Below are 17,617 nucleotides of genomic sequence, written 5' to 3' on the forward strand. Positions count from 1 at the left end.
CGTTTTCGCGAGATTTCGCTCGTTCTACGACATCTAGCGTTTACCAGTTGTCCTTGAACCACTTCACCGCGCGCTTCAGCGAACGCGCCGGGTAGCGATCGGTCGGGATCTCGAAATCCCACCACTCGTCCTGCGGATGCGCCGCGAAGAGGCACAGCCCCACCGCCGAGGAGAACGCCGCGCCCGTGGCCGCCTGCGGCAGGCCCTGGACGCGCAGCGGGCGGCCCAGCCGCACCTGTTGCCCGAGGATACGCGAGGCCAGCCCGTCCAGCCCCGGAATCTGGCTGCCGCCGCCGGTGAGCACGATCTGCTGGCTGGGCAGGTGCTCGAAGCCGGCCGCGTCGAGCCGGGCGCGCACCTCTTCGAGGATTTCCTCTACGCGCGGGCGCATGATGCCGATCAGCTCGGCCCGGCTGACGGTGCGCCGGTCGCGCTCCCAGTCGCCGCAATCGCTGCCGATGTCGATCATGTCGCGATCGTCCATGCCCGTGGCGATCACCCCGCCGTTCACCGTCTTGATCCGCTCCGCCTGCGCGAGCGGGATCTGCAGGCCCTTGGAGATGTCGGAGGTGATGCTGTCGCCGCCCAGCCGCACGCTGTCGGCGTAGATCATGTGCTTCTTGATGAAGATCGAGATGCCGGTGGTGCCGCCGCCGAGATCGATGCAGGCGGCGCCGAGCTCCTGCTCGTCCTCCACCAGCGAGGACACGCCGGAGACGTAGGCCGAGGAGGCCAGCCCCGCCACTTCCAGATCGCAGCGCTTGATGCAATGCAGCAGGGTCTGGATCGCGGCGGCATCCACGGTGAGCAGATGCATGTCGGTTGCGAGGCGGTTGCCCACCTGCCCGCGCGGATCGCTCAGCCCGGTGCGGTGGTCCAGCGCGAAGTTCACCGGCTGGGCATGGAGCACCTCGCGGCCGGCGCCGAAATCCGGCACGTCGCAGCTTGCGAGCGCGCGCGCCACGTCCTGGTCGGTGACCACGTCGTCATGCAGATCGACGGCCCCCGCCAGCCCGTAGGAGCGCGGACGCGCCCCCGAAAGGCAGGCGATCACGTGATCCACCCGCACGTTGGCCATCTTCTGGGCGCCCTGAACGGCCGTTCTGATCGCGCGCTCGGTCTCCTGCAGGGTGGCCACCTCGCCGAAGCGCACCCCGCGCGAGCGCGTGTGCGCCACGCCGATCACCCGGAAGCTCGACTGCCCCGCCATGCTGCCCACGCCGTCGGTCTCGCTGAAGCTCGCCGGCCCGTCGAACCGCAGGATCAGGCAGGCGATCTTGGAGGTGCCCACGTCGAGGATCGCGATCACCCCGCGTTGCATCGCCGCCTGGCGCATGTTCCGCATCGCCCGTTGTTGCGCGTAAAGATCGTTCATTGCCCCGTCACTCCCATTTGCTGGAGTTTGGCTTCCCGCAACTGATCGGCCGCCGGTTTGGACAGCCGCAGCGTGGGACGCTTTTCATTTCGCATGTCAATCGCCACGAGATCGCGCGCCAGCAGATCCTGCACCCGGTTCAGCGCGATGACGCGCTCCAGCGCCCGCACCGCGCCGGTTTCGGGCAGCATCACCCGCTGCCCCCGGTCCAGCACCAGATCCCAGCGCCGCTCGCCCATCCGGACGAGCCCGCGCAGCCGGTCCCCGATCGGCTCCGCCGCCGCGAGAATGGCCAGCGCCTCGGGCACCGCCTCGTTCGCGCCATCGCCGGTGATCAGCGGCAGGTCGGGCCGCTGGGCCCGCGCCACCAGATGCGCCACGCGATGGCCTTCGGCATCGAGGATCTCGATCGCGTCGCGCCCGCGCCAGACGACGGCCGGCACGCGTTCTTCGATCTCCACCTGGAGGATGCCGCCGCTGCGCACGCGCAACTCGGCATCGGCCACGGCGTCGAGGCCCTCGACCGTCCGGCGCATGGTTTCGAGATCCAGATCGAAGGAGGAAATCGGGAAATCGATCGGAAGCACCTCGCGGATGTCTTCGCTGACCTCTTTGGACGCTCCGTCGATGGCCATCAGCTTGACCATGAACTCCGGCCGCTCCTCGATGCTGCGGCGGATCTCCGCGATCCGGTCGGCCACGGCGTCGCGGCGCTCCTGCCCGGCGAAGAAGATCGTGGTGCCGAGCGCCACCAGGATCAGCGGCATGCCGACCATCGTGAACTTGCGGAACGAGGGCGTGAGCCAGAGCCGCTGCATCCGGTAGGCCACGCGGCTCGGCGCGGGATCGCGCGGTGCGGCGGCCTGCTGGGCGGGCAGCGGCCCGGTGATCCGTCGGCTCAGCGATCGCATGAGGCATCCTCCACCATCCAGCGGCAGAACGCGCCGAAATCGAACCCGGCGTGCTTCGCCTGCTCCGGCGACAGCGAGGTGGGCGTCATGCCCGGCTGGGTGTTGGTTTCCAGCAGGAACAGCCCGGCGAGGCCGCGCGGCTCGTCCCAGCGGAAATCCGTGCGCGAGACGCCCCGGCACCCCAGCACACGATGCGCCCGCAGCGCGTAGTCGCGGCAGGCCTCGGCGATCTCTGCGGGGATGTCGGCCGGCACCTCGTGGCGCGACCCGCCCGGCTTGTATTTCGCGTCGTAGTCATACCAGCCGTCGGTGATGATGTCGGTCACGGCCAGCGCCCGATCTCCCATCACGGTGACGGTCAGCTCGCGGCCCGGCACGAAGGCTTCCACCATCACCACCTCGGGCATGGCGTCATCCAGCTGCGGCGGGCCGTTGCTGGCCTCATGCACGAGGTAGACGCCGACGCTGGAGCCTTCGTTGTTGGGTTTGACGACGTAGGGCGGCGGGAGCACGTGGCGGGCGCAGACCTCGGCCTTCGGCGCCAGCACGCTCTCCACCACCGGCAGGCCGGCGACGCGGAAGGCGGCCTTGCTGCGTTCCTTGTCCATCGCGAGCGCGGAGGCAAGCACGCCGGAATGGGTGTAGGGGATGCGCAGCCATTCGAGCAGGCCCTGCACGCAGCCATCCTCGCCCCAGCGGCCATGCAGGGCGTTGAACACGACGCAATCGCCGATCTCCTGCAGGCGCGCTGCAAGATCCGGACCGGCATCCAGTTCGATAACGTTGAAACCTTCACCCCGCAGCGCGGCGGCGCATTCACGCCCCGATGACAGGGAAACCTCCCGCTCCGCGGAGGGTCCACCCAAAAGTACCACCACTGTCGGGGCCGTCCTGCTCGACATGCCCACTCTTCGCCTCGTTCACGCGGGCCTTTTCGGACGGCCCGTTCTGTTGTGAAACACCGCCTTTTTCAGGCAGTCATTCCGGCGCCGGATCACCGACGCGCATGATTTCCCAGTCTAGCGTTATTCCGCTGTTTTGGAAAACCTTTTTTCGGACAAGCTCGCCAAGGTTTTCGAGATCGGCCGCGGTGGCACCGCCGGTGTTGACCATGAAGTTGGAATGCATTTCCGACATCTGCGCCCCGCCGATGCGCGCACCGCGCATCCCGGCGTCGTCGATCACCTTCCAGGCCTTCAGATCATGCACGTCATCGGCCCTGCCGGTGGAGCTGAATCCCGCCGGGTTGCGGAAGGTGGATCCGGCGGTGCGCTCCTTCGTGGGCTGCGTCGCATCGCGCTTGGCCAGCTGCTCTTCCATGCGCGCGTGCAATGCGGCAGGATCCCCCGCGGCGCCCTCGAACGTGGCCTCCACCAGCACCCAGCCTTCGGGCAGATCGCTTTGGCGATACCGGAAATTCAGATCCTCCGCCGTGAGGGTCACCAGATCCCCTGCCCGCGTCACCGCGCGCGCCGAGACGAAGTGATCGGCCACGTAGCTGCCGTAGCAGCCGGCGTTCATCCGCACGGCACCGCCGATGGCGCCGGGAATGGTGCGCAGGAAGGTGAGATCCACGCCCGCGTCGGCGGCCTTGCGCGCCACGTGGGCATCCAGCGCGGCCACGCCGGCCGTCACCCGCGTGCCCTCGATCGAGATGTGGTTGAAGCCCCGCCCCATGCGGATCACAGCGGCCCGCAGGCCGCCGTCGCGCACGATCAGGTTGCTGCCCACGCCCATCGGGAACACCTGCACCGCCGGATCCAGCGCCCGCAGGAAGGCCTGAAGATCCTCGAGGTCCGCCGGCTGGAAGAACAGATCGCAGGGCCCGCCGACGCGCAGCCACGTCAGGCTGTCGAGCCGGCGATCCCTTTGCAAGGTGCCGCGCACCTGCGGCAGGGCCTGCGCCGCCATCACAGGCCGCGCATCCAGGGCGACACGCGCGTCGCCCAGAGCCAGGCGAGATAGCGGCCCAGCGGCCCGGCGGTGAGGATGTAAAGCGCCATCGAGGTGGCCCAGGAGGCAAAGCCGACGTAACCGAGGTATTCCACGTTGCGCTTGCGGATCTCCTCACTCTCGGCGCGGCCGTGGGCTAGGGCGTCGATCAGCGAGGAGACGAGCGCCGTGACCCCATGCCAGAAACCATGCAGCAGCCGCATCATGGCCGCGCAGAGGCGGGCGGCGCCTATGGCCAGCGCGTGGCCGAGCTTCTGCATCCCGAAGAGCAGGTAGAAGAAGGCGAACAGGAAAACGTTCTTCTCGCGGGTCATACCGTGTCGATGCACTTGTTTCGTTAAGGTTTCATTTCGGGGCGGGCGTAAATTGCCGTTTCAGCCACCGCCACAGATATAGCAACGGCCAGCGCAGAGTCGAAGCCCCTGCGGCGAAAACGGCCAGCCCGATCCAGGGGCCGTTCTGGTAGGTCACCCAGCCCAGAAGCGGCACCCCCACGGCGATCAGCCCGTAGGCGGCCGGCCAATGGCTATGTTTGCTGGGGAACATGGCGATCACGTTGGCGACCACCACCCACAGGCAGGCAAGCGTGAGAGAGAGCGTCACTGCGGCACCCCCCTCACCCGGGCCCAGAGCCTGTTTCCGTAGTATTTCAATGGCCTGCGGAACATGGAGACGAAAGCCGCGAAGCCCGCGACGCCGATCCAGACCCCATGCACCCGCGCCAGCCAGACAATCACCACCGGCGCCAGCGCCAGCAGGATCACGCCGGGCGCGAACTGGTGGCGCATCGGCAGCATGGCCACACCCGCCGCCGCCAGCACCCAGAGGCAGCCCGCCAGCAGCGCCGCGCTCATGACGTTGCGTCCGCTTTCCGGAGCCGCGCGGGCAGCGCATGGGCCCATGCCGAGATCGTCCCCGCCCCGAGGCAGACGACGATGTCGCCCGGCGCGGCCTGTTCGCGCACGAGGCGCTCCAGATCTTCCTCGCTGTTCACGGCGCGGGCGTGTCGGTGCCCGTGGCCGATCAGGCCGGCCACCAGGTCATCCCGGCTCGCACCCGGGATCGGATCCTCGCCGGCGGCGAAGACTTCCGAGATCCCCACCACGTCGGCCTCGTTGAAGCAGGTGCAGAAATCCTCGAACAGTGAGGCCAGCCGCGAGTAGCGGTGCGGCTGGTGCACGGCGATCACCCGGCCTTCGCTGGCCTGCCGCGCGGCCTTCAGCACCGCTTCGATCTCCACCGGGTGGTGGCCGTAATCGTCGATGATGGTGACGCCGTTCACCTCGTCCACCTTGGTGAAGCGCCGGTTCACGCCGCCGAAATTGGCCAGCGCCTCGCGGATCTCCTCGCGCTTCATGCCGAGGTGCCGCGCCACGGCCACGGCCGCCAGCGCGTTGGAGACGTTGTGATCGCCGGGCATCGGCAGGGTGCACCCCTCGATCTTCGCGTCTTCGGCCTGAAGCAGGATGTCGAAATGCGCCACACCCGCCTTGTAGGTCAGGTTGACCGCGCGTACGTCGGCCTGCGCGTTGAAGCCGAAGGTCACCACGCGGCGGTCGGTGATGCGGCCCACCAGCGCCTGAACCTCGGGGTGATCGGTGCAGCAGACGGCGAGCCCGTAGAAGGGGATGTTGGAGACGAACTGCAGGAAGCCCGCGCGCAGCGTGTCGAAATCGCCCCAATGCTCCATGTGTTCGGGATCGATGTTGGTGACGATCGCGATGGTGGCCGGCAGGCGGATGAAGGTGCCGTCGCTTTCGTCGGCCTCCACCACCATCCACTCGCCCTGCCCCATGCGCGCGTTGGAGCCGTAGGCGTGGATGATGCCGCCGTTGATCACGGTCGGATCGATCCCGCCGGCATCGAGCAGGGTGGCGACCATCGTCGTCGTCGTCGTCTTGCCGTGGGTGCCGGCGACGGCAACGTTGGATTTCAGGCGCATCAGTTCGGCCAGCATCTCGGCGCGGCGCACCACCGGCAGGCCACGGGCGCGGGCGGCGTCGAGCTCGGGATTGCCCGGCTTGATCGCGGAAGAGATCACCACCACCTCGGCATTCTCGAGATTCTCGGCCCTCTGGCCGATGAAGATCCGCGCGCCCAGCTGCGCGAGGCGTTCGGTGATCTTGCTCTCCTTCAGGTCGGAGCCCTGCACCGTGTAGCCGTGGTTCAGCAGCACCTCCGCGATGCCCGACATGCCGATCCCGCCGATGCCGACGAAATGAATGGCCCCTAGTTCCAGCGGAAGTTTCGTTGCTGCGCTCATGCTGTCTCTTTCTGCCGGCCCTGACCGGCCAGTTCCTTCACCATTTCCACGAGCCGCCCGGTGGCGTCCGGGCGCCCCTGCCCCAGCGCCGCCTGCGCCATCTGGCCGGCCGCCTGCGGATCCCCGAGGATCGCGCCTGTTTGCTCCGCCAGCGTGTCGGGATCAAGAGCGGATTCGGGGATGAGCACCGCCGCCCCCGCCTCGACCAGCCCGCGGGCGTTGGCCGTCTGGTGATCGTTGGTCGCGGCGGCGAAGGGCACGAGGATCGAGGGCCGCCCGATGATGGAGATGTCGGCCACCGAAGAGGCCCCGGCCCGGCTGATCACGAGCTGCGCCTCGGCCATGCGGTCGGGAATGTCGGTGAAGAAGGGCTGCACGTAGGCATTGATGCCGTGGGCGGCGTAGAAAGCCTCGACCTCGGGCAGATCCTCGGCGCGGGCCTGGTGCGAGATGCGCAGGTGGCGGCGGATCTCCTCCGGCAGGCGGGCCATCGCCTGGGGCACCACCTCAGACAGTATGCGCGCGCCCTGCGAGCCGCCGATGACCAGCACGCTCATCGGGTGATCGCCCGGCGCGATGTAGGGCGCGCCCGCCCGCGCGAGCACGGCGGCGCGCACCGGGTTGCCGGTGTGGATGCCCTCCACCCCCGCAGGCAGTTCCGTCGGCCAGATGCCGCAGGCGAAGGCGTCCACCTTTCGCGCGAAAGTGCGGTTCACGAGGCCGGGAAAGCCATTCTGTTCATGAATCATGCGCGGCAGGCGCATCAGCCAGGCCGCCGCGATCGCCGGGAAGGACGGATAGCCGCCGAACCCGACGACGACGGCCGGGCGATCCCGCCGCATCCGGCCCATGGCCGCCATCACCCCGCGCGCGAGCTTGAAGGGCACACCCGCCTTGGCCGCCAGGCCGCCGCGGGCGAAGGTGGCCGAGGGGATCTCCTCGATTTCCACCGCCGCAGGAAAGCCGCCCGTGTAGCGCGCGCCGCGCGCATCGGTCGAAAGCTTCACCCGCCAGCCGAGATCCAGCATCGCCTCCGCGAGCGCCTGGGCCGGAAACATGTGGCCGCCGGTGCCGCCGGCGGCGATGACCAGAAGCGGCGCGGCGCTCATCCGCCGTGCCCCCGGCGCAGGAAGTGATCGCCGATCTCGCCCTGCGGCCGCGTGCGCGTCAGCGCCAGCAGCATGCCGAGCGCCAGCCCGCCCGCGATCAGCGAGGAGCCGCCGTAGGAGACGAACGGCAGCGTCATGCCCTTGGAAGGCAGCAGCCGCACCGCCACCCCGATGTTGATCAGCGCCTGCACGCCGAACATGCAGGCCAGCCCGGTGCCGGCCAGCCGGATGAAGGGATCGCGTTCCCGCATCAGCCGCATCAGGGAACGGAAGGTGATCGTGGCGTAGAGCGCGATGATGACGAGCACGAGCATCAGGCCGTATTCCTCCGCCGCCACCGCGATGATGAAATCCGTATGCGCATCGGGCAGCGACCATTTCACCTGCCCCTCGCCGACGCCCACCCCGAAGAAGCCCCCTTCCCGGATGGCGTTGGTCGCGTAGCCCATCTGCGTCGTCGGATCGACATCCGCGCTCAGGAAGCCGTCGATGCGGCGCGCGAAATGCTCGGAGCCGTTGTAGGCCACCATGCCCGCCAGGACGACGGCGCCGGCCAGGCCGATGAGCAACGGGATCGGCGCCCCGGCCACGAAATACATCACGCCCCAGCCGAAAAGCACGAGGCACGCCTGCCCGAAATCCGGCTGCATCGCCAGCAGCCCGACGATCGTGAGCACCAGCGCCAGCGAAATCGACTTGCCCGGCGGGCCGTTGATCTCCTGGCTCGCGGCCATGAGCCAGGCCGCCATGATCACGAAGACGGGTTTCAGGAATTCCGATGGCTGCACCGAGGCGAAGCCGAGCGAATACCAACGCACCGCCCCCTTGCCGAAATCGGTGCCGAAAAAGGGCAGCATCGCCAGCGCGAGAAAGGCGGCGAAGAAGAACAGCACCCCCATCCGGCGCACCATCAACGGCGAAAAGGTGGAAACCACGAACATCACCGCGAAGGCCATCAGGCCGAAGACGATCTGTCGCTGCACGTAGTGGAACTGCGGCAGGTTGTTGCGCTCCGCCAGGGGCACCGAGGCCGCCAGTCCGAGCAGAAGCCCGATCCCGAACAGGATGAGAATGCAGGACAGAGACCACTTGTCCACCGTCCGCCACCAACGTGGAAGAACCGGCTCGCCGCTCTTCACCGGCGCAGCGCCGTACACCATTTCCGTCATGGGAAACCGCCCAATTATGCCTCTTCGATCGCCCGTTTTCCGGGTCTAGGCAAAACTGTAGCCCGAAACGCGCCCCCGCGCTATAGCGTTTCGGACGAAACTTGCATCGTGCCTTCGCACGCGCGCCGCAATCCGGGCGTGCCCCCTGAAAGACGCAGCGCCGGGTTTCCTCTCACGCAAAATACCTCGGGGGGAGTCCGCAGGGACGGGGGGCAGCGCCCCCCGCCTCATTCGCCCAGCCGCGCCACGGCGGCCATGAAGGCCTCGCCGCGCTTTTCGAAATTCGGATACTGGTCGAAACTTGCGGCAGCGGGTGCCAGCAACACGGTGTCGCCCGCCTCCGCCTCTTCGGCGGCGCGCGCCACGGCGGCTTCCATGGTTTCGCAGATCTCGTAGGGCAGATCGCCGATCTGAAGCGCGAAATCGCGCGCCGAGAACCCGATCAGGTAAGCTTTGCGGACATGCCCGAGCGCCCCCTTGAGCGCCTCGATGCCACCCTCCTTGCCCAGGCCGCCCGCGATCCAGCGGATGTTGTCGAAGGCCAGGAGCGCCTTCTCGGCACTGTCCACGTTGGTGGCCTTGCTGTCGTTCACATAGGTCACGCCGCCGATCTCGGCCACGATCTGGGACCGGTGCGGCAGGCCCTCGAAACTGGCGAAGGCCTCCTCGATGAGGCGCGGCGCGATCCCCAGCGCCCGCGTGGCGGCATAGGCGCAGCAGGCGTTCTGGTGGTTGTGCGCCCCCGGCAGCCCCCTGACGGCGCGCAGGTCGATCGCGGCCACCTGCCGCCCCTTTCGCATTTCCGACAGGAACCCCTTGCGCACGCAGACGGACCAGCCCGCTCCTCCCAGCTTGCGCTCGGCGGAGACGCGGATCACCCGGTCGTCCGCCGGGCCTTCGCCCATCTGGTTGGCCAGCGAACGCCCTTCCGGCTCGTCCACGCCGATCACGGCCCGCTCGGGGCCGCCTTCGGAAAACAGCCGGCGCTTGGCGGCGAAATAGCCGCCCATGCCGCCGTGGCGGTCCAGGTGGTCGGGGGAGAGATTGGTGAAGACGGCGATATCGGGCGTCAGCGCGCGGGCGAGATCGGTCTGGTAGCTCGACAGCTCCAGCACCACCACCTCGCCGTCCTGCGCCGGGGCGATGTCCAGAACCCCGCGGCCGATGTTGCCGGCCAGCTGCGTCGGACGGCCGGCCACCTTCAGGATGTGGTGGATCAGCGCCGAGGTGGTGGATTTCCCGTTGCTGCCCGTCACCGCGATCACGCGCGGGGGCGTATCGAACTCGCCCCAGCCCTGCGCCGCGTAGGAGCGGAAGAACAGGCCGATGTCATTGTCCACCGGCACGCCCATCTCCCAGGCCTTGGCGATATGGCGGTTGGGCTCGGGATAGAGGTGCGGGATGCCGGGCGAGGTGATCAGCGCCGCCACGCCCTCCCAGCTCGCGTCGCGGGACAGATCGGCACAGGCAAATCCCTCGGCCTGCGCCCGCTCGCGCGCCTCGACGCTGTCGTCCCAGCAGAGCGGCGTGGCCCCGCCGGCAATCAGCGCCCGCGCCGTGGCGAGGCCCGAACGCCCCAGCCCCAGCACGGCAACCGTCTGGCCTTCATATCCAAGAACCGGAATCATCGATGTCCCTCCCCGGCAACCGCCCGCATCAGCGGATCTTCAGCGTGGCCAGCCCGATCAGCGCGAGGATCAGCGAGATGATCCAGAAGCGGATCACGATCTGGCTCTCCGCCCAGCCGCGTTTCTCGAAATGGTGGTGGATCGGTGCCATGAGGAACACCCGCTTGCCCGTCATCTTGAAGTAGCCGACCTGGATGATGACCGAGAGCGTCTCCACCACGAAGAGCCCGCCGACGATGCCGAGGACAAGCTCGTGCTTGGTGGCCACCGCGATGGCGCCGAGCGCGCCGCCGAGCGCCAGCGAGCCGGTATCCCCCATGAACACCGCCGCCGGCGGGGCATTGTACCAGAGAAAGCCCAGCCCGCCGCCGATCAGCCCGGCGCAGAAGATCAGGATCTCGCCGGTGCCCGGCACATAGTGCACTTCGAGGTAGTCAGTGAAATCGACCCGACCCACCGCGTAGGCGATGGCGCCCAGCGTGCCGGCGGCGATCATCACCGGCATGATCGCCAGCCCGTCCAGCCCGTCGGTGAGGTTCACCGAGTTGGCCGCCCCCACGATCACGAAGATGGTGAAGGGCACGAAGAAGATGCCGAGGTTCAGCAGCAGATCCTTGAAGAAGGGGAAGGCCAGGTGGTTGGAGAGATCGGCCGGCTGCACGTAGGCCGTCCAGACCGCGGCGATGGCCCCGATCCCGCAGCCCAGCAGCAGCCGCACCTTGCCCGGCACGCCCTTGGGGTTGTTGTGGGCGACCTTCTGGTAGTCGTCGATGAAGCCGATCAGCCCGTAGGAAAGCGTGACGAAGAGGATCATCCAGACGTAGGGGTTGTTCCACCGCGCCCAGAGCAGGGTGGAGACGATCACCGCCCCGAGGATGAGCACCCCGCCCATGGTGGGCGTGCCCTGCTTGGTCTCGAGGTGGCTCTGCGGCCCGTCTTCGCGGATCGGCTGGCCGTTGCGCTGCTTGGCGCGCAGCAGATTGATCAGCGGGCGGCCGAAGAGGAAGCCGAAGATCAGCGCCGTGAAGAAGGCGCCGCCGGCGCGCAGGGTGATGTAGCGGAAGAGGTTGAACACATCCCCGCCGTCGGAAAATTGGGTCAGCCAGTAAAGCAAATCAAACGCCCTCGGTCAGTCATTGGCGGCCTGACGGCCCTGTTTTCGGATCGCCTCGACCACGCGCGACACATACGACCCTTTGGATCCCTTTACCAAGATTACGTCACCGGCATCCAGCAGTTGATGCGCCACGGCAACGAGCGCATCGGCCTCGGGCACCCACTGGCCACGCTTCTGCGGCGGCAGGGCCTCGTGAAGGTGCTTCATGCGCGGGCCGACGCAATGCACCAGCGTGAAGGAGTCCACCGCCGGGTGGCGGGCCAGCGCGGCGTGCTCGGCGGCCTCGTCCTCGCCCAGTTCGAGCATGTCGCCCAGGATCGCGATGCGGCGACCACGGGCGACTTTGCCGACGCCATCCTTGGGCTTGCTCGCGGCCAGCACCTCGAAAGCCGCCGCCATCGAAACGGGGTTGGCGTTGAAGGCATCGTCGATCAGTTCGATCGAAAGCTCGCTTTCGGTGGGGTCGAGAATGATCGTCTGCTTGGTGCCCCGGCCTGCAGGGGGCTGCCAGAGCGCCATGTCCGAGGCCGCCAGCCCGATGTCGCCGCCCACGGCCTCCACCGCCGCCAGAACCCCCAGCGCGTTGAGCGCGAAATGCGGCGCCGGAAGCGAGAGCTTGAACAGCACGGGCTCCCCTTCCGCACGGGCGCGGATCACCGTGGCCTCAGGGGAAAGATCCACCTTTTCAAGCATGTAGTCCGCATCTCTCTGCCGCCCGAAGCGCAGCACGCGGCCGGCCTTTTCGGCGGCGGCCTGCGCGAGGATCGGGGCGGTGGCCACGTCGGCATTGTAGATCGCCGTGCCGCCCTGCCCGAGCCCGTCGAAGATCGCCGCCTTCTCGTGGGCGATGCCCTCGATCGAGTCGAAGGCCTCCATGTGGGCCGGCGCCACGGTGGTGATCAGCGCCACGTGGGGCGCTGCCATGCGCGACAGCGGCGCGATTTCGCCGGGGTGGTTCATGCCGATCTCGATCACGGCGAAATCGGCATCTTCCGGCAGCCGCGCCAGCGTGATCGGCACGCCCCAGTGGTTGTTGAAGCTCTTCTCCGCGGCGTGCACCCTGCCCTGACGCTCCAGCACCGTGCGCAGCATCTCCTTGGTGGAGGTCTTGCCCACCGAGCCCGTCACCCCGATCACCTTGGCGCGGCTGCGGGCCCGCCCGGCCCGGCCCAGATCTTCCAACGCAGCCAGCACATCTGTGACCAGCAGCAGCGGCGCGTCCTCGGGCACGCCCTCGGGAATGCGCGACACCAGCGCGGCACCGGCCCCCTTTTCCAGCGCCTGCGCCACGAAATCATGGCCGTCGCGCACGTCCTTCAGCGCCACGAACAGCTCGCCCGGTTCAATCGAGCGGGTGTCGATCGAGATGCCGTTGACCGCCCAATCGCCACCGAGCGCCTGCCCGCCGGTGGCCTTCGCCGCGTCCTGCGCGCTCCAGAGGGGAGTGTCCATCACAACCTGCCTTCCAGCGCGGCCACGGCCACGCTCGCCTGTTCCGCATCGTCGAAGGGCAGCACATCGTCGCCGATGATCTGCCCGGTTTCATGGCCCTTGCCCGCGATCAGCAGCGCATCGCCCGGCTGAAGCACGTCCACCGCCCGCAGGATCGCCTCGGCGCGGTCGCCCACCTCGTTGGCCTCGGGGCAGCCCGCCATCACCGCGGCCCGGATACTGGCCGGATCCTCGCTACGCGGATTGTCGTCCGTCACGAAGACCACATCCGCGTGCTTCGCCGCCGCCTGCCCCATCAGCGGGCGCTTGCCCCTGTCGCGATCCCCGCCCGCGCCGACGATCACCACGAGCCGCCCCATCACGTGGGGGCGCATGGCCTGAAGCGCGGTGGCCACGGCGTCGGGCGTGTGGGCGTAGTCCACGAAGACGGCGGCGCCGTTTTCGCGCGTGGCCGCAAGCTGCATCCGGCCGCGCACGGTGGCAAGATCGCCCAGCGTCTCGAACACGCGCGCCGCCTCGGCACCGCAGGCGATGACGAGGCCGCAGGCCAGCAGCACGTTTTCGGCCTGGAACCCGCCGATCAGGTTGAGCCGCGCCGCATGGGCGCGGCCCTCGAACTGGAACAGCAGATCCTGCCCGGTGGCGTCGAAACGCTGCCCCGTCAGGCGCAGATCCGCCCCCTCGCCCCGGCCCACGCGCAGCACGCGCTGGCCGCGGCCTTCCGCGATGGCGCAGACTTCGCCGCCCTTGGGATCGTCGATGTTGACCACGGCCACGCCGTCTTCCGGCAGCACGCGGGTGAACAGGCCCATCTTGGCCTCGAAGTAGGCCGCGAAGCTTTCGTGGTAATCGAGGTGATCCTGGGTGAAATTGGTGAAACCGGCCGCGGTGAGCCGCACGCCATCAAGCCGACGCTGGTCCAGCCCGTGGGAGGAGGCCTCCATCGCCGCATGGGTGACGCCGGCGGCAGCGCATTGCGCAAGCGCCCGGTGCAGGGTGATCGGCTCGGGCGTGGTATGGGCGAGCGGCGCGGTGAAGCTGCCCTCGATCCCGGTGGTGCCCAGGTTCACGGCCTCTTCGCCCAGTAGGTTCCAGATCTGGCGGCAGAAGGTGGCCACGCTCGTCTTGCCGTTGGTGCCGGTGACGGCGACCATGCTCTCGGGCTGCGCGCCGAACCAGAGCGCCGCCGCATAGGCCAGCGCCAGGCGGGGATCTTCCACCACCACGAGCGCCGCGCCGCTTTCGCCCAGTTCCCGCTCGGCGATCCGGGCGCCCTCGGGATCGGTCAGCACCGCCGCGGCGCCCATGCGCAGCGCGTATTGGATGAATTCGCCCCCGTGGACCTTGCTGCCCGGAAGGGCCGCGAAAAGATGGCCCTCCCTGACGGTGCGGCTGTCCACCGACAGCCCCGTGATCCGCGCCTCGCGCCCGCCGCGGGCATTCAGCCCCAGCGCCGCGAGCGATCTTGCCTCAGCCTGCCCGGCCATGCCCTCGCCCCTGTTCGTTAGTTCGAGGTGAGTGTTATCCCAACTTCCGGCAGGGGTGCAATCTGGGGCCGCACGCCGAGCAGCGGCGCGGTGCGTTCGATCAGCTCCGCCGCCACCGGAACGGCCGTCCAGCCGGCGGTGCGCCGCTCCTCGCCGAGCGCGTGGGTCTTGGGCTCGTCCAGCGTCACGATCACCACGTATTTCGGATCGTTCGTGGGGAAAACCGAGGCGAAGGTGGCGATTACGCGATCCTTGTAGTAGCCGCCGCCGTTCTCCTTCGGCTTGTCGGCGGTGCCCGTCTTGCCGCCGACGAAATAGCCCGGAACCTCGCCGAAGCTGGCGGTGCCGCGCACCACCACCTGGCGCAGCATGTCGCGCAGGGCGGCGGATGTCTGCTCACTCACCACGCGCTCGCCGCGCTGCGGGCCTTCCTGGCGCAGAATCGTCGGGGTGATCCGGGTGCCGCCGTTGAGCACGCTGGCATAGGCCGCGGCCAGGTGCAGCGGGCTCGCCGACAGCCCGTGCCCGTAGGAGATCGTCATGGTGGAGATGTCGGACCATTTCTTCGGCAGCAGAGGCTTGGCGCCGGGCGCCTCGACCAGTTCGACCTCCGTCGGATCGAAGAAACCGAGCTTCTTCATGAAGTCCTGCTGGCGCGGCGTGCCCACCATGAGCGCCATGCGCGCGGTGCCGATGTTGGAGGATTTCACGATCACGTCGGTGACGGAGAGCTCCGGACCGTAGTTCTTGAAATCGCGGATCCGGAAGCGGCCCCAGGTCATCGGCCCCTTGGTATCGACCATGGTGGAGGGGTTCACGAGCCCCTCCTCCATCGCCTGCGCGACGGTGAAGATCTTGAAGGTGGAGCCCAGCTCGTAGAGCCCCTGCACCGCGCGGTTGAACAGCGGGCTGTCGGAGGCAGCCCCTTCCACGGCGGGCCGCGGGCGGTTGTTGGGGTCGAAATCGGGCAGCGACGCCATGGCCATGATTTCGCCTGTGTGCACGTCGAGGATGATGCCGGTCGCGCCCTTGGCCTGCATCAGCTTCATTCCGCCTTCCAGCACGTGGCGCATGGCGGCCTGCACCGTGAGATCGATGGACAGCTGCAGCGGCGCGCCTTCGTTGGCGGGATCGCGCAGGTAGTCGTCGAAGACCTTCTCCACCCCGGCCACGCCGACGACCTCGGCCGAATGCACCCCCTCGCGGCCGAAGGAGGCCCCGCCGAGGATGTGGGCAGCGAGGCGCCCGTTGGGATAGAGCCGCATCTCGCGCGGGCCGAACATCAGGCCCGGATCGCCGATGTCATGCACGGCCTGCATCTGCTCGGGGCTGATTTTCTTCTTGATCCACAGGAACTTGCGCTTGCCCGTGAAATCCTTGACCAGCCGTTCTTCCTTCAGGTCGGGGAAGATCTTCACCAGCTCGCGCGCCGCGCGCTCCTTGTCGATCATCACCGGCGGCTGGGCGTAGAGCGAGTGGGTGAACAGGTTGGTGGCCAGCACCTTGCCGTTGCGGTCCACGATGTCGGAGCGCTGCGCGAGGATCTCGGAGCCGCTGGCCGCGGCGCGGGGCTCGCGCGGCTCGCTGGCGGCGATGGCGCCCATGCGCAGGCCGACGACGGCGAAGGCGCAGACGAAGGCCACCCCCAGCACGAGCAGCCGGCCCTCGGCGCGGCGGCGGGCCTTGTCGCGCATTTCCTCGTGGCGTTGGCGGATGTTTTCCTTCTCGATCGCGTCCGGGTTCTCGCCCTTTTCCCGCGCCTGGAGGATGCGGGCCAGCGGGCGCAGGGGGATGCGGGTCATTGCTGCTGCTCCACGATGCCGGCCACTTCGATCGGATCGGTGATCGGCAGCAGGTCGGGCAGCGGGTAGGCCACCTGGTCGGCGGTGCCGAAATGCGCCGGCTGCAGGGGCAGAAGGCCGAGGGTGTCGAAGTTCAGATCGGCCAGTTCGCGCAGCCGGGAGGGGCGGTTCAGGTAGGCCCATTCGGCCTTGAGTACGGCGAGGCGTTCGCGCTTGGCGGCGATCTGCTGCTGCAGCCGCGCGACCTCCTTGAGCGCCTGCTTGGTGACGTAGGTCTCGCTGTAGGCCTTGAAGCCCATCCAGCCCAACGAAACAACGGCCATGCAAATGATGATGATACGCATCAACGGCGCCCCCCTGATTTCCGTTTCGCCCCCGGCAGCCCCAGCACGGCGCGATCCACCGGCCCGGCGGGCGCCTCCGTGCGCACCCCGACGCGCAGCTTGGCCGAGCGGGAGCGCGGGTTCTCTTCCAGTTCCTGATCGTCAGGCCCGACGGCCTTCCGGGTCTTCATCGTGAATTGCGGCACGGCGGCCTCGGCTTCGGGCGCGTAGCGGTTGGCCCGCCCGCCCCCGCCGGAGCGGGCCTGGAAAAAGCGTTTCACCACGCGATCTTCGAGCGAATGGAAGGTCACCACCGCGAGCTGGCCACCGGGGCGCAGCGCGCGCTCCGCGGCTTCGAGCCCTTCAACGAGCTGGCCGAATTCATCGTTCACGTGGATGCGGATGGCCTGGAAGCTGCGCGTCGCCGGGTGGCTCTGACCAGGCTTGGCGCGCGGCAGGCAGCTTTCGATGACCTCGGTAAGCTGCAGCGTCCGGGTGAAGGGCGCGGCCTCGCGCGCCCGCACGATCGCCCGCGCGATCCGACGCGACGCGCGCTCTTCGCCGTAGAGATACAGGACGTCGGCGATCTCGGCCTCCTCGGCCTCGTTGACGAAATCCGCCGCCGACAGGCCGGACTGGCTCATGCGCATGTCCAGCGGGCCGTCCTTGTTGAAGGAAAAGCCGCGCTCGGCGAGATCGAGCTGCATGGAGGAGACGCCGAGATCCAGCACCACCCCGTCGAGCGGTGCGTCGTGATAGGTGTCGAGCTCGGAAAAGGTGCCCTCCACGAGCTTCAGGCGCGGGCCGTAGCCCGCCGCCCAGGGCTTTGCCATCTCGAAGACCATCGGGTCGCGGTCCACGCCGATCACGCAATCGGCCCCGGCCTCGATCAGGCCGCGCGTGTAGCCGCCGGCGCCGAAGGTGCCGTCAAGCCAGGTGCCCGATACCGGCGCCACCGCCGCGAGTAGCGGGCGCAACAGAACGGGAATGTGGGGAGCGTTGGCGGAGGATCCGGCGGCGGCCACGTC

General features: G+C 68.4%; 17 protein-coding genes. All 17 read right to left on the reverse strand.

The window, feature by feature from the left end:
• Positions 1-40: 40 nt before the first annotated feature.
• Positions 41-1,375 (reverse strand): cell division protein FtsA, encoded by a 1,335-nt coding sequence (gene ftsA, locus PSA7680_RS05605; protein WP_085867687.1) that lies wholly within the window; start codon positions 1,373-1,375, stop codon positions 41-43.
• Complete coding sequence (locus tag PSA7680_RS05610; protein WP_085867688.1) at positions 1,372-2,286, reverse strand: cell division protein FtsQ/DivIB; 915 nt, start codon at positions 2,284-2,286, stop codon at positions 1,372-1,374. Before PSA7680_RS05610 ends, ftsA begins: the two co-directional genes overlap by 4 nt.
• Positions 2,274-3,188 (reverse strand): D-alanine--D-alanine ligase, encoded by a 915-nt coding sequence (locus PSA7680_RS05615; protein ID WP_085867689.1) that lies wholly within the window; start codon positions 3,186-3,188, stop codon positions 2,274-2,276. The genes PSA7680_RS05610 and PSA7680_RS05615 overlap by 13 nt, the downstream gene beginning before the upstream one ends.
• A 76-nt stretch (positions 3,189-3,264) precedes the next feature.
• The gene (murB, locus tag PSA7680_RS05620; RefSeq protein WP_085867690.1) at positions 3,265-4,197 is read right to left on the reverse strand and encodes a UDP-N-acetylmuramate dehydrogenase; all 933 of its coding nucleotides are present in this window, start codon (positions 4,195-4,197) and stop codon (positions 3,265-3,267) included.
• The gene (locus PSA7680_RS05625) at positions 4,197-4,553 is read right to left on the reverse strand and encodes a hypothetical protein (RefSeq protein ID WP_085867691.1); all 357 of its coding nucleotides are present in this window, start codon (positions 4,551-4,553) and stop codon (positions 4,197-4,199) included. The genes murB and PSA7680_RS05625 overlap by 1 nt, the downstream gene beginning before the upstream one ends.
• A gap of 31 nt (positions 4,554-4,584) precedes the next feature.
• Positions 4,585-4,842: a DUF2484 family protein gene (locus PSA7680_RS05630; protein WP_085867692.1), complete on the reverse strand. Its 258-nt coding sequence runs from the start codon at positions 4,840-4,842 to the stop codon at positions 4,585-4,587.
• Positions 4,839-5,093 carry a DUF2484 family protein gene (locus tag PSA7680_RS05635; protein ID WP_085867693.1) on the reverse strand — a complete coding sequence of 85 codons (255 nt, stop codon included), beginning with the start codon at positions 5,091-5,093 and terminating at the stop codon, positions 4,839-4,841. The genes PSA7680_RS05630 and PSA7680_RS05635 overlap by 4 nt, the downstream gene beginning before the upstream one ends.
• Positions 5,090-6,502, reverse strand: coding sequence for a UDP-N-acetylmuramate--L-alanine ligase (gene murC / locus PSA7680_RS05640; RefSeq protein WP_085867694.1), 1,413 nt, complete (start codon positions 6,500-6,502; stop codon positions 5,090-5,092). The genes PSA7680_RS05635 and murC overlap by 4 nt, the downstream gene beginning before the upstream one ends.
• Positions 6,499-7,611 (reverse strand): undecaprenyldiphospho-muramoylpentapeptide beta-N-acetylglucosaminyltransferase, encoded by a 1,113-nt coding sequence (murG, locus tag PSA7680_RS05645; RefSeq protein WP_085867695.1) that lies wholly within the window; start codon positions 7,609-7,611, stop codon positions 6,499-6,501. The genes murC and murG overlap by 4 nt, the downstream gene beginning before the upstream one ends.
• A complete protein-coding gene (locus tag PSA7680_RS05650; RefSeq protein WP_085867696.1) occupies positions 7,608-8,780 on the reverse strand; it encodes a peptidoglycan glycosyltransferase FtsW in 1,173 nt (390 codons plus the stop codon). The genes murG and PSA7680_RS05650 overlap by 4 nt, the downstream gene beginning before the upstream one ends.
• Before the next feature lie 227 nt (positions 8,781-9,007).
• Positions 9,008-10,408: a UDP-N-acetylmuramoyl-L-alanine--D-glutamate ligase gene (gene murD, locus PSA7680_RS05655; RefSeq protein ID WP_085867697.1), complete on the reverse strand. Its 1,401-nt coding sequence runs from the start codon at positions 10,406-10,408 to the stop codon at positions 9,008-9,010.
• 28 nt (positions 10,409-10,436) lie between these two features.
• On the reverse strand, positions 10,437-11,522 hold the full coding sequence (gene mraY, locus PSA7680_RS05660; RefSeq protein WP_085867698.1) for a phospho-N-acetylmuramoyl-pentapeptide-transferase: 1,086 nt from the start codon (positions 11,520-11,522) through the stop codon (positions 10,437-10,439).
• Positions 11,523-11,537: 15 nt separating this feature from the next.
• Complete coding sequence (locus PSA7680_RS05665; protein WP_085867699.1) at positions 11,538-12,977, reverse strand: UDP-N-acetylmuramoyl-tripeptide--D-alanyl-D-alanine ligase; 1,440 nt, start codon at positions 12,975-12,977, stop codon at positions 11,538-11,540.
• A complete protein-coding gene (locus PSA7680_RS05670) occupies positions 12,977-14,464 on the reverse strand; it encodes a UDP-N-acetylmuramoyl-L-alanyl-D-glutamate--2,6-diaminopimelate ligase (protein WP_085867700.1) in 1,488 nt (495 codons plus the stop codon). The genes PSA7680_RS05665 and PSA7680_RS05670 overlap by 1 nt, the downstream gene beginning before the upstream one ends.
• Positions 14,465-14,481: 17 nt before the next feature.
• Positions 14,482-16,266, reverse strand: coding sequence for a peptidoglycan D,D-transpeptidase FtsI family protein (locus PSA7680_RS05675; protein ID WP_085867701.1), 1,785 nt, complete (start codon positions 16,264-16,266; stop codon positions 14,482-14,484).
• Positions 16,263-16,610, reverse strand: a complete 348-nt coding sequence (ftsL, locus tag PSA7680_RS05680) for a cell division protein FtsL (protein ID WP_085867702.1) — start codon at positions 16,608-16,610, stop codon at positions 16,263-16,265. The genes PSA7680_RS05675 and ftsL overlap by 4 nt, the downstream gene beginning before the upstream one ends.
• On the reverse strand, positions 16,610-17,614 hold the full coding sequence (gene rsmH / locus PSA7680_RS05685; protein ID WP_085867703.1) for a 16S rRNA (cytosine(1402)-N(4))-methyltransferase RsmH: 1,005 nt from the start codon (positions 17,612-17,614) through the stop codon (positions 16,610-16,612). The genes ftsL and rsmH overlap by 1 nt, the downstream gene beginning before the upstream one ends.
• Positions 17,615-17,617 lie beyond the last annotated feature (3 nt).

The organism is Pseudoruegeria aquimaris (assembly GCF_900172235.1).
Lineage (GTDB): Bacteria > Pseudomonadota > Alphaproteobacteria > Rhodobacterales > Rhodobacteraceae > Pseudoruegeria > Pseudoruegeria aquimaris.

Excerpts from the sequence above, each read along its gene's own strand:
- PSA7680_RS05665 (WP_085867699.1), bottom strand. The coding sequence starts at position 12,977 with ATGGACACTCCCCTCTGGAGCGCGCAGGACGCGGCGAAGGCCACCGGC.
- PSA7680_RS05670 (WP_085867700.1), bottom strand. The coding sequence starts at position 14,464 with ATGGCCGGGCAGGCTGAGGCAAGATCGCTCGCGGCGCTGGGGCTGAAT.
- ftsA (WP_085867687.1), bottom strand. The coding sequence starts at position 1,375 with ATGAACGATCTTTACGCGCAACAACGGGCGATGCGGAACATGCGCCAG.
- PSA7680_RS05650 (WP_085867696.1), bottom strand. The coding sequence starts at position 8,780 with ATGACGGAAATGGTGTACGGCGCTGCGCCGGTGAAGAGCGGCGAGCCG.
- murG (WP_085867695.1), bottom strand. The coding sequence starts at position 7,611 with ATGAGCGCCGCGCCGCTTCTGGTCATCGCCGCCGGCGGCACCGGCGGC.
- PSA7680_RS05675 (WP_085867701.1), bottom strand. The coding sequence starts at position 16,266 with ATGACCCGCATCCCCCTGCGCCCGCTGGCCCGCATCCTCCAGGCGCGG.
- murD (WP_085867697.1), bottom strand. The coding sequence starts at position 10,408 with ATGATTCCGGTTCTTGGATATGAAGGCCAGACGGTTGCCGTGCTGGGG.
- PSA7680_RS05625 (WP_085867691.1), bottom strand. The coding sequence starts at position 4,553 with ATGACCCGCGAGAAGAACGTTTTCCTGTTCGCCTTCTTCTACCTGCTC.
- PSA7680_RS05615 (WP_085867689.1), bottom strand. The coding sequence starts at position 3,188 with ATGTCGAGCAGGACGGCCCCGACAGTGGTGGTACTTTTGGGTGGACCC.
- PSA7680_RS05610 (WP_085867688.1), bottom strand. The coding sequence starts at position 2,286 with ATGCGATCGCTGAGCCGACGGATCACCGGGCCGCTGCCCGCCCAGCAG.
- murC (WP_085867694.1), bottom strand. The coding sequence starts at position 6,502 with ATGAGCGCAGCAACGAAACTTCCGCTGGAACTAGGGGCCATTCATTTC.
- ftsL (WP_085867702.1), bottom strand. The coding sequence starts at position 16,610 with ATGCGTATCATCATCATTTGCATGGCCGTTGTTTCGTTGGGCTGGATG.
- murB (WP_085867690.1), bottom strand. The coding sequence starts at position 4,197 with ATGGCGGCGCAGGCCCTGCCGCAGGTGCGCGGCACCTTGCAAAGGGAT.
- PSA7680_RS05635 (WP_085867693.1), bottom strand. The coding sequence starts at position 5,093 with ATGAGCGCGGCGCTGCTGGCGGGCTGCCTCTGGGTGCTGGCGGCGGCG.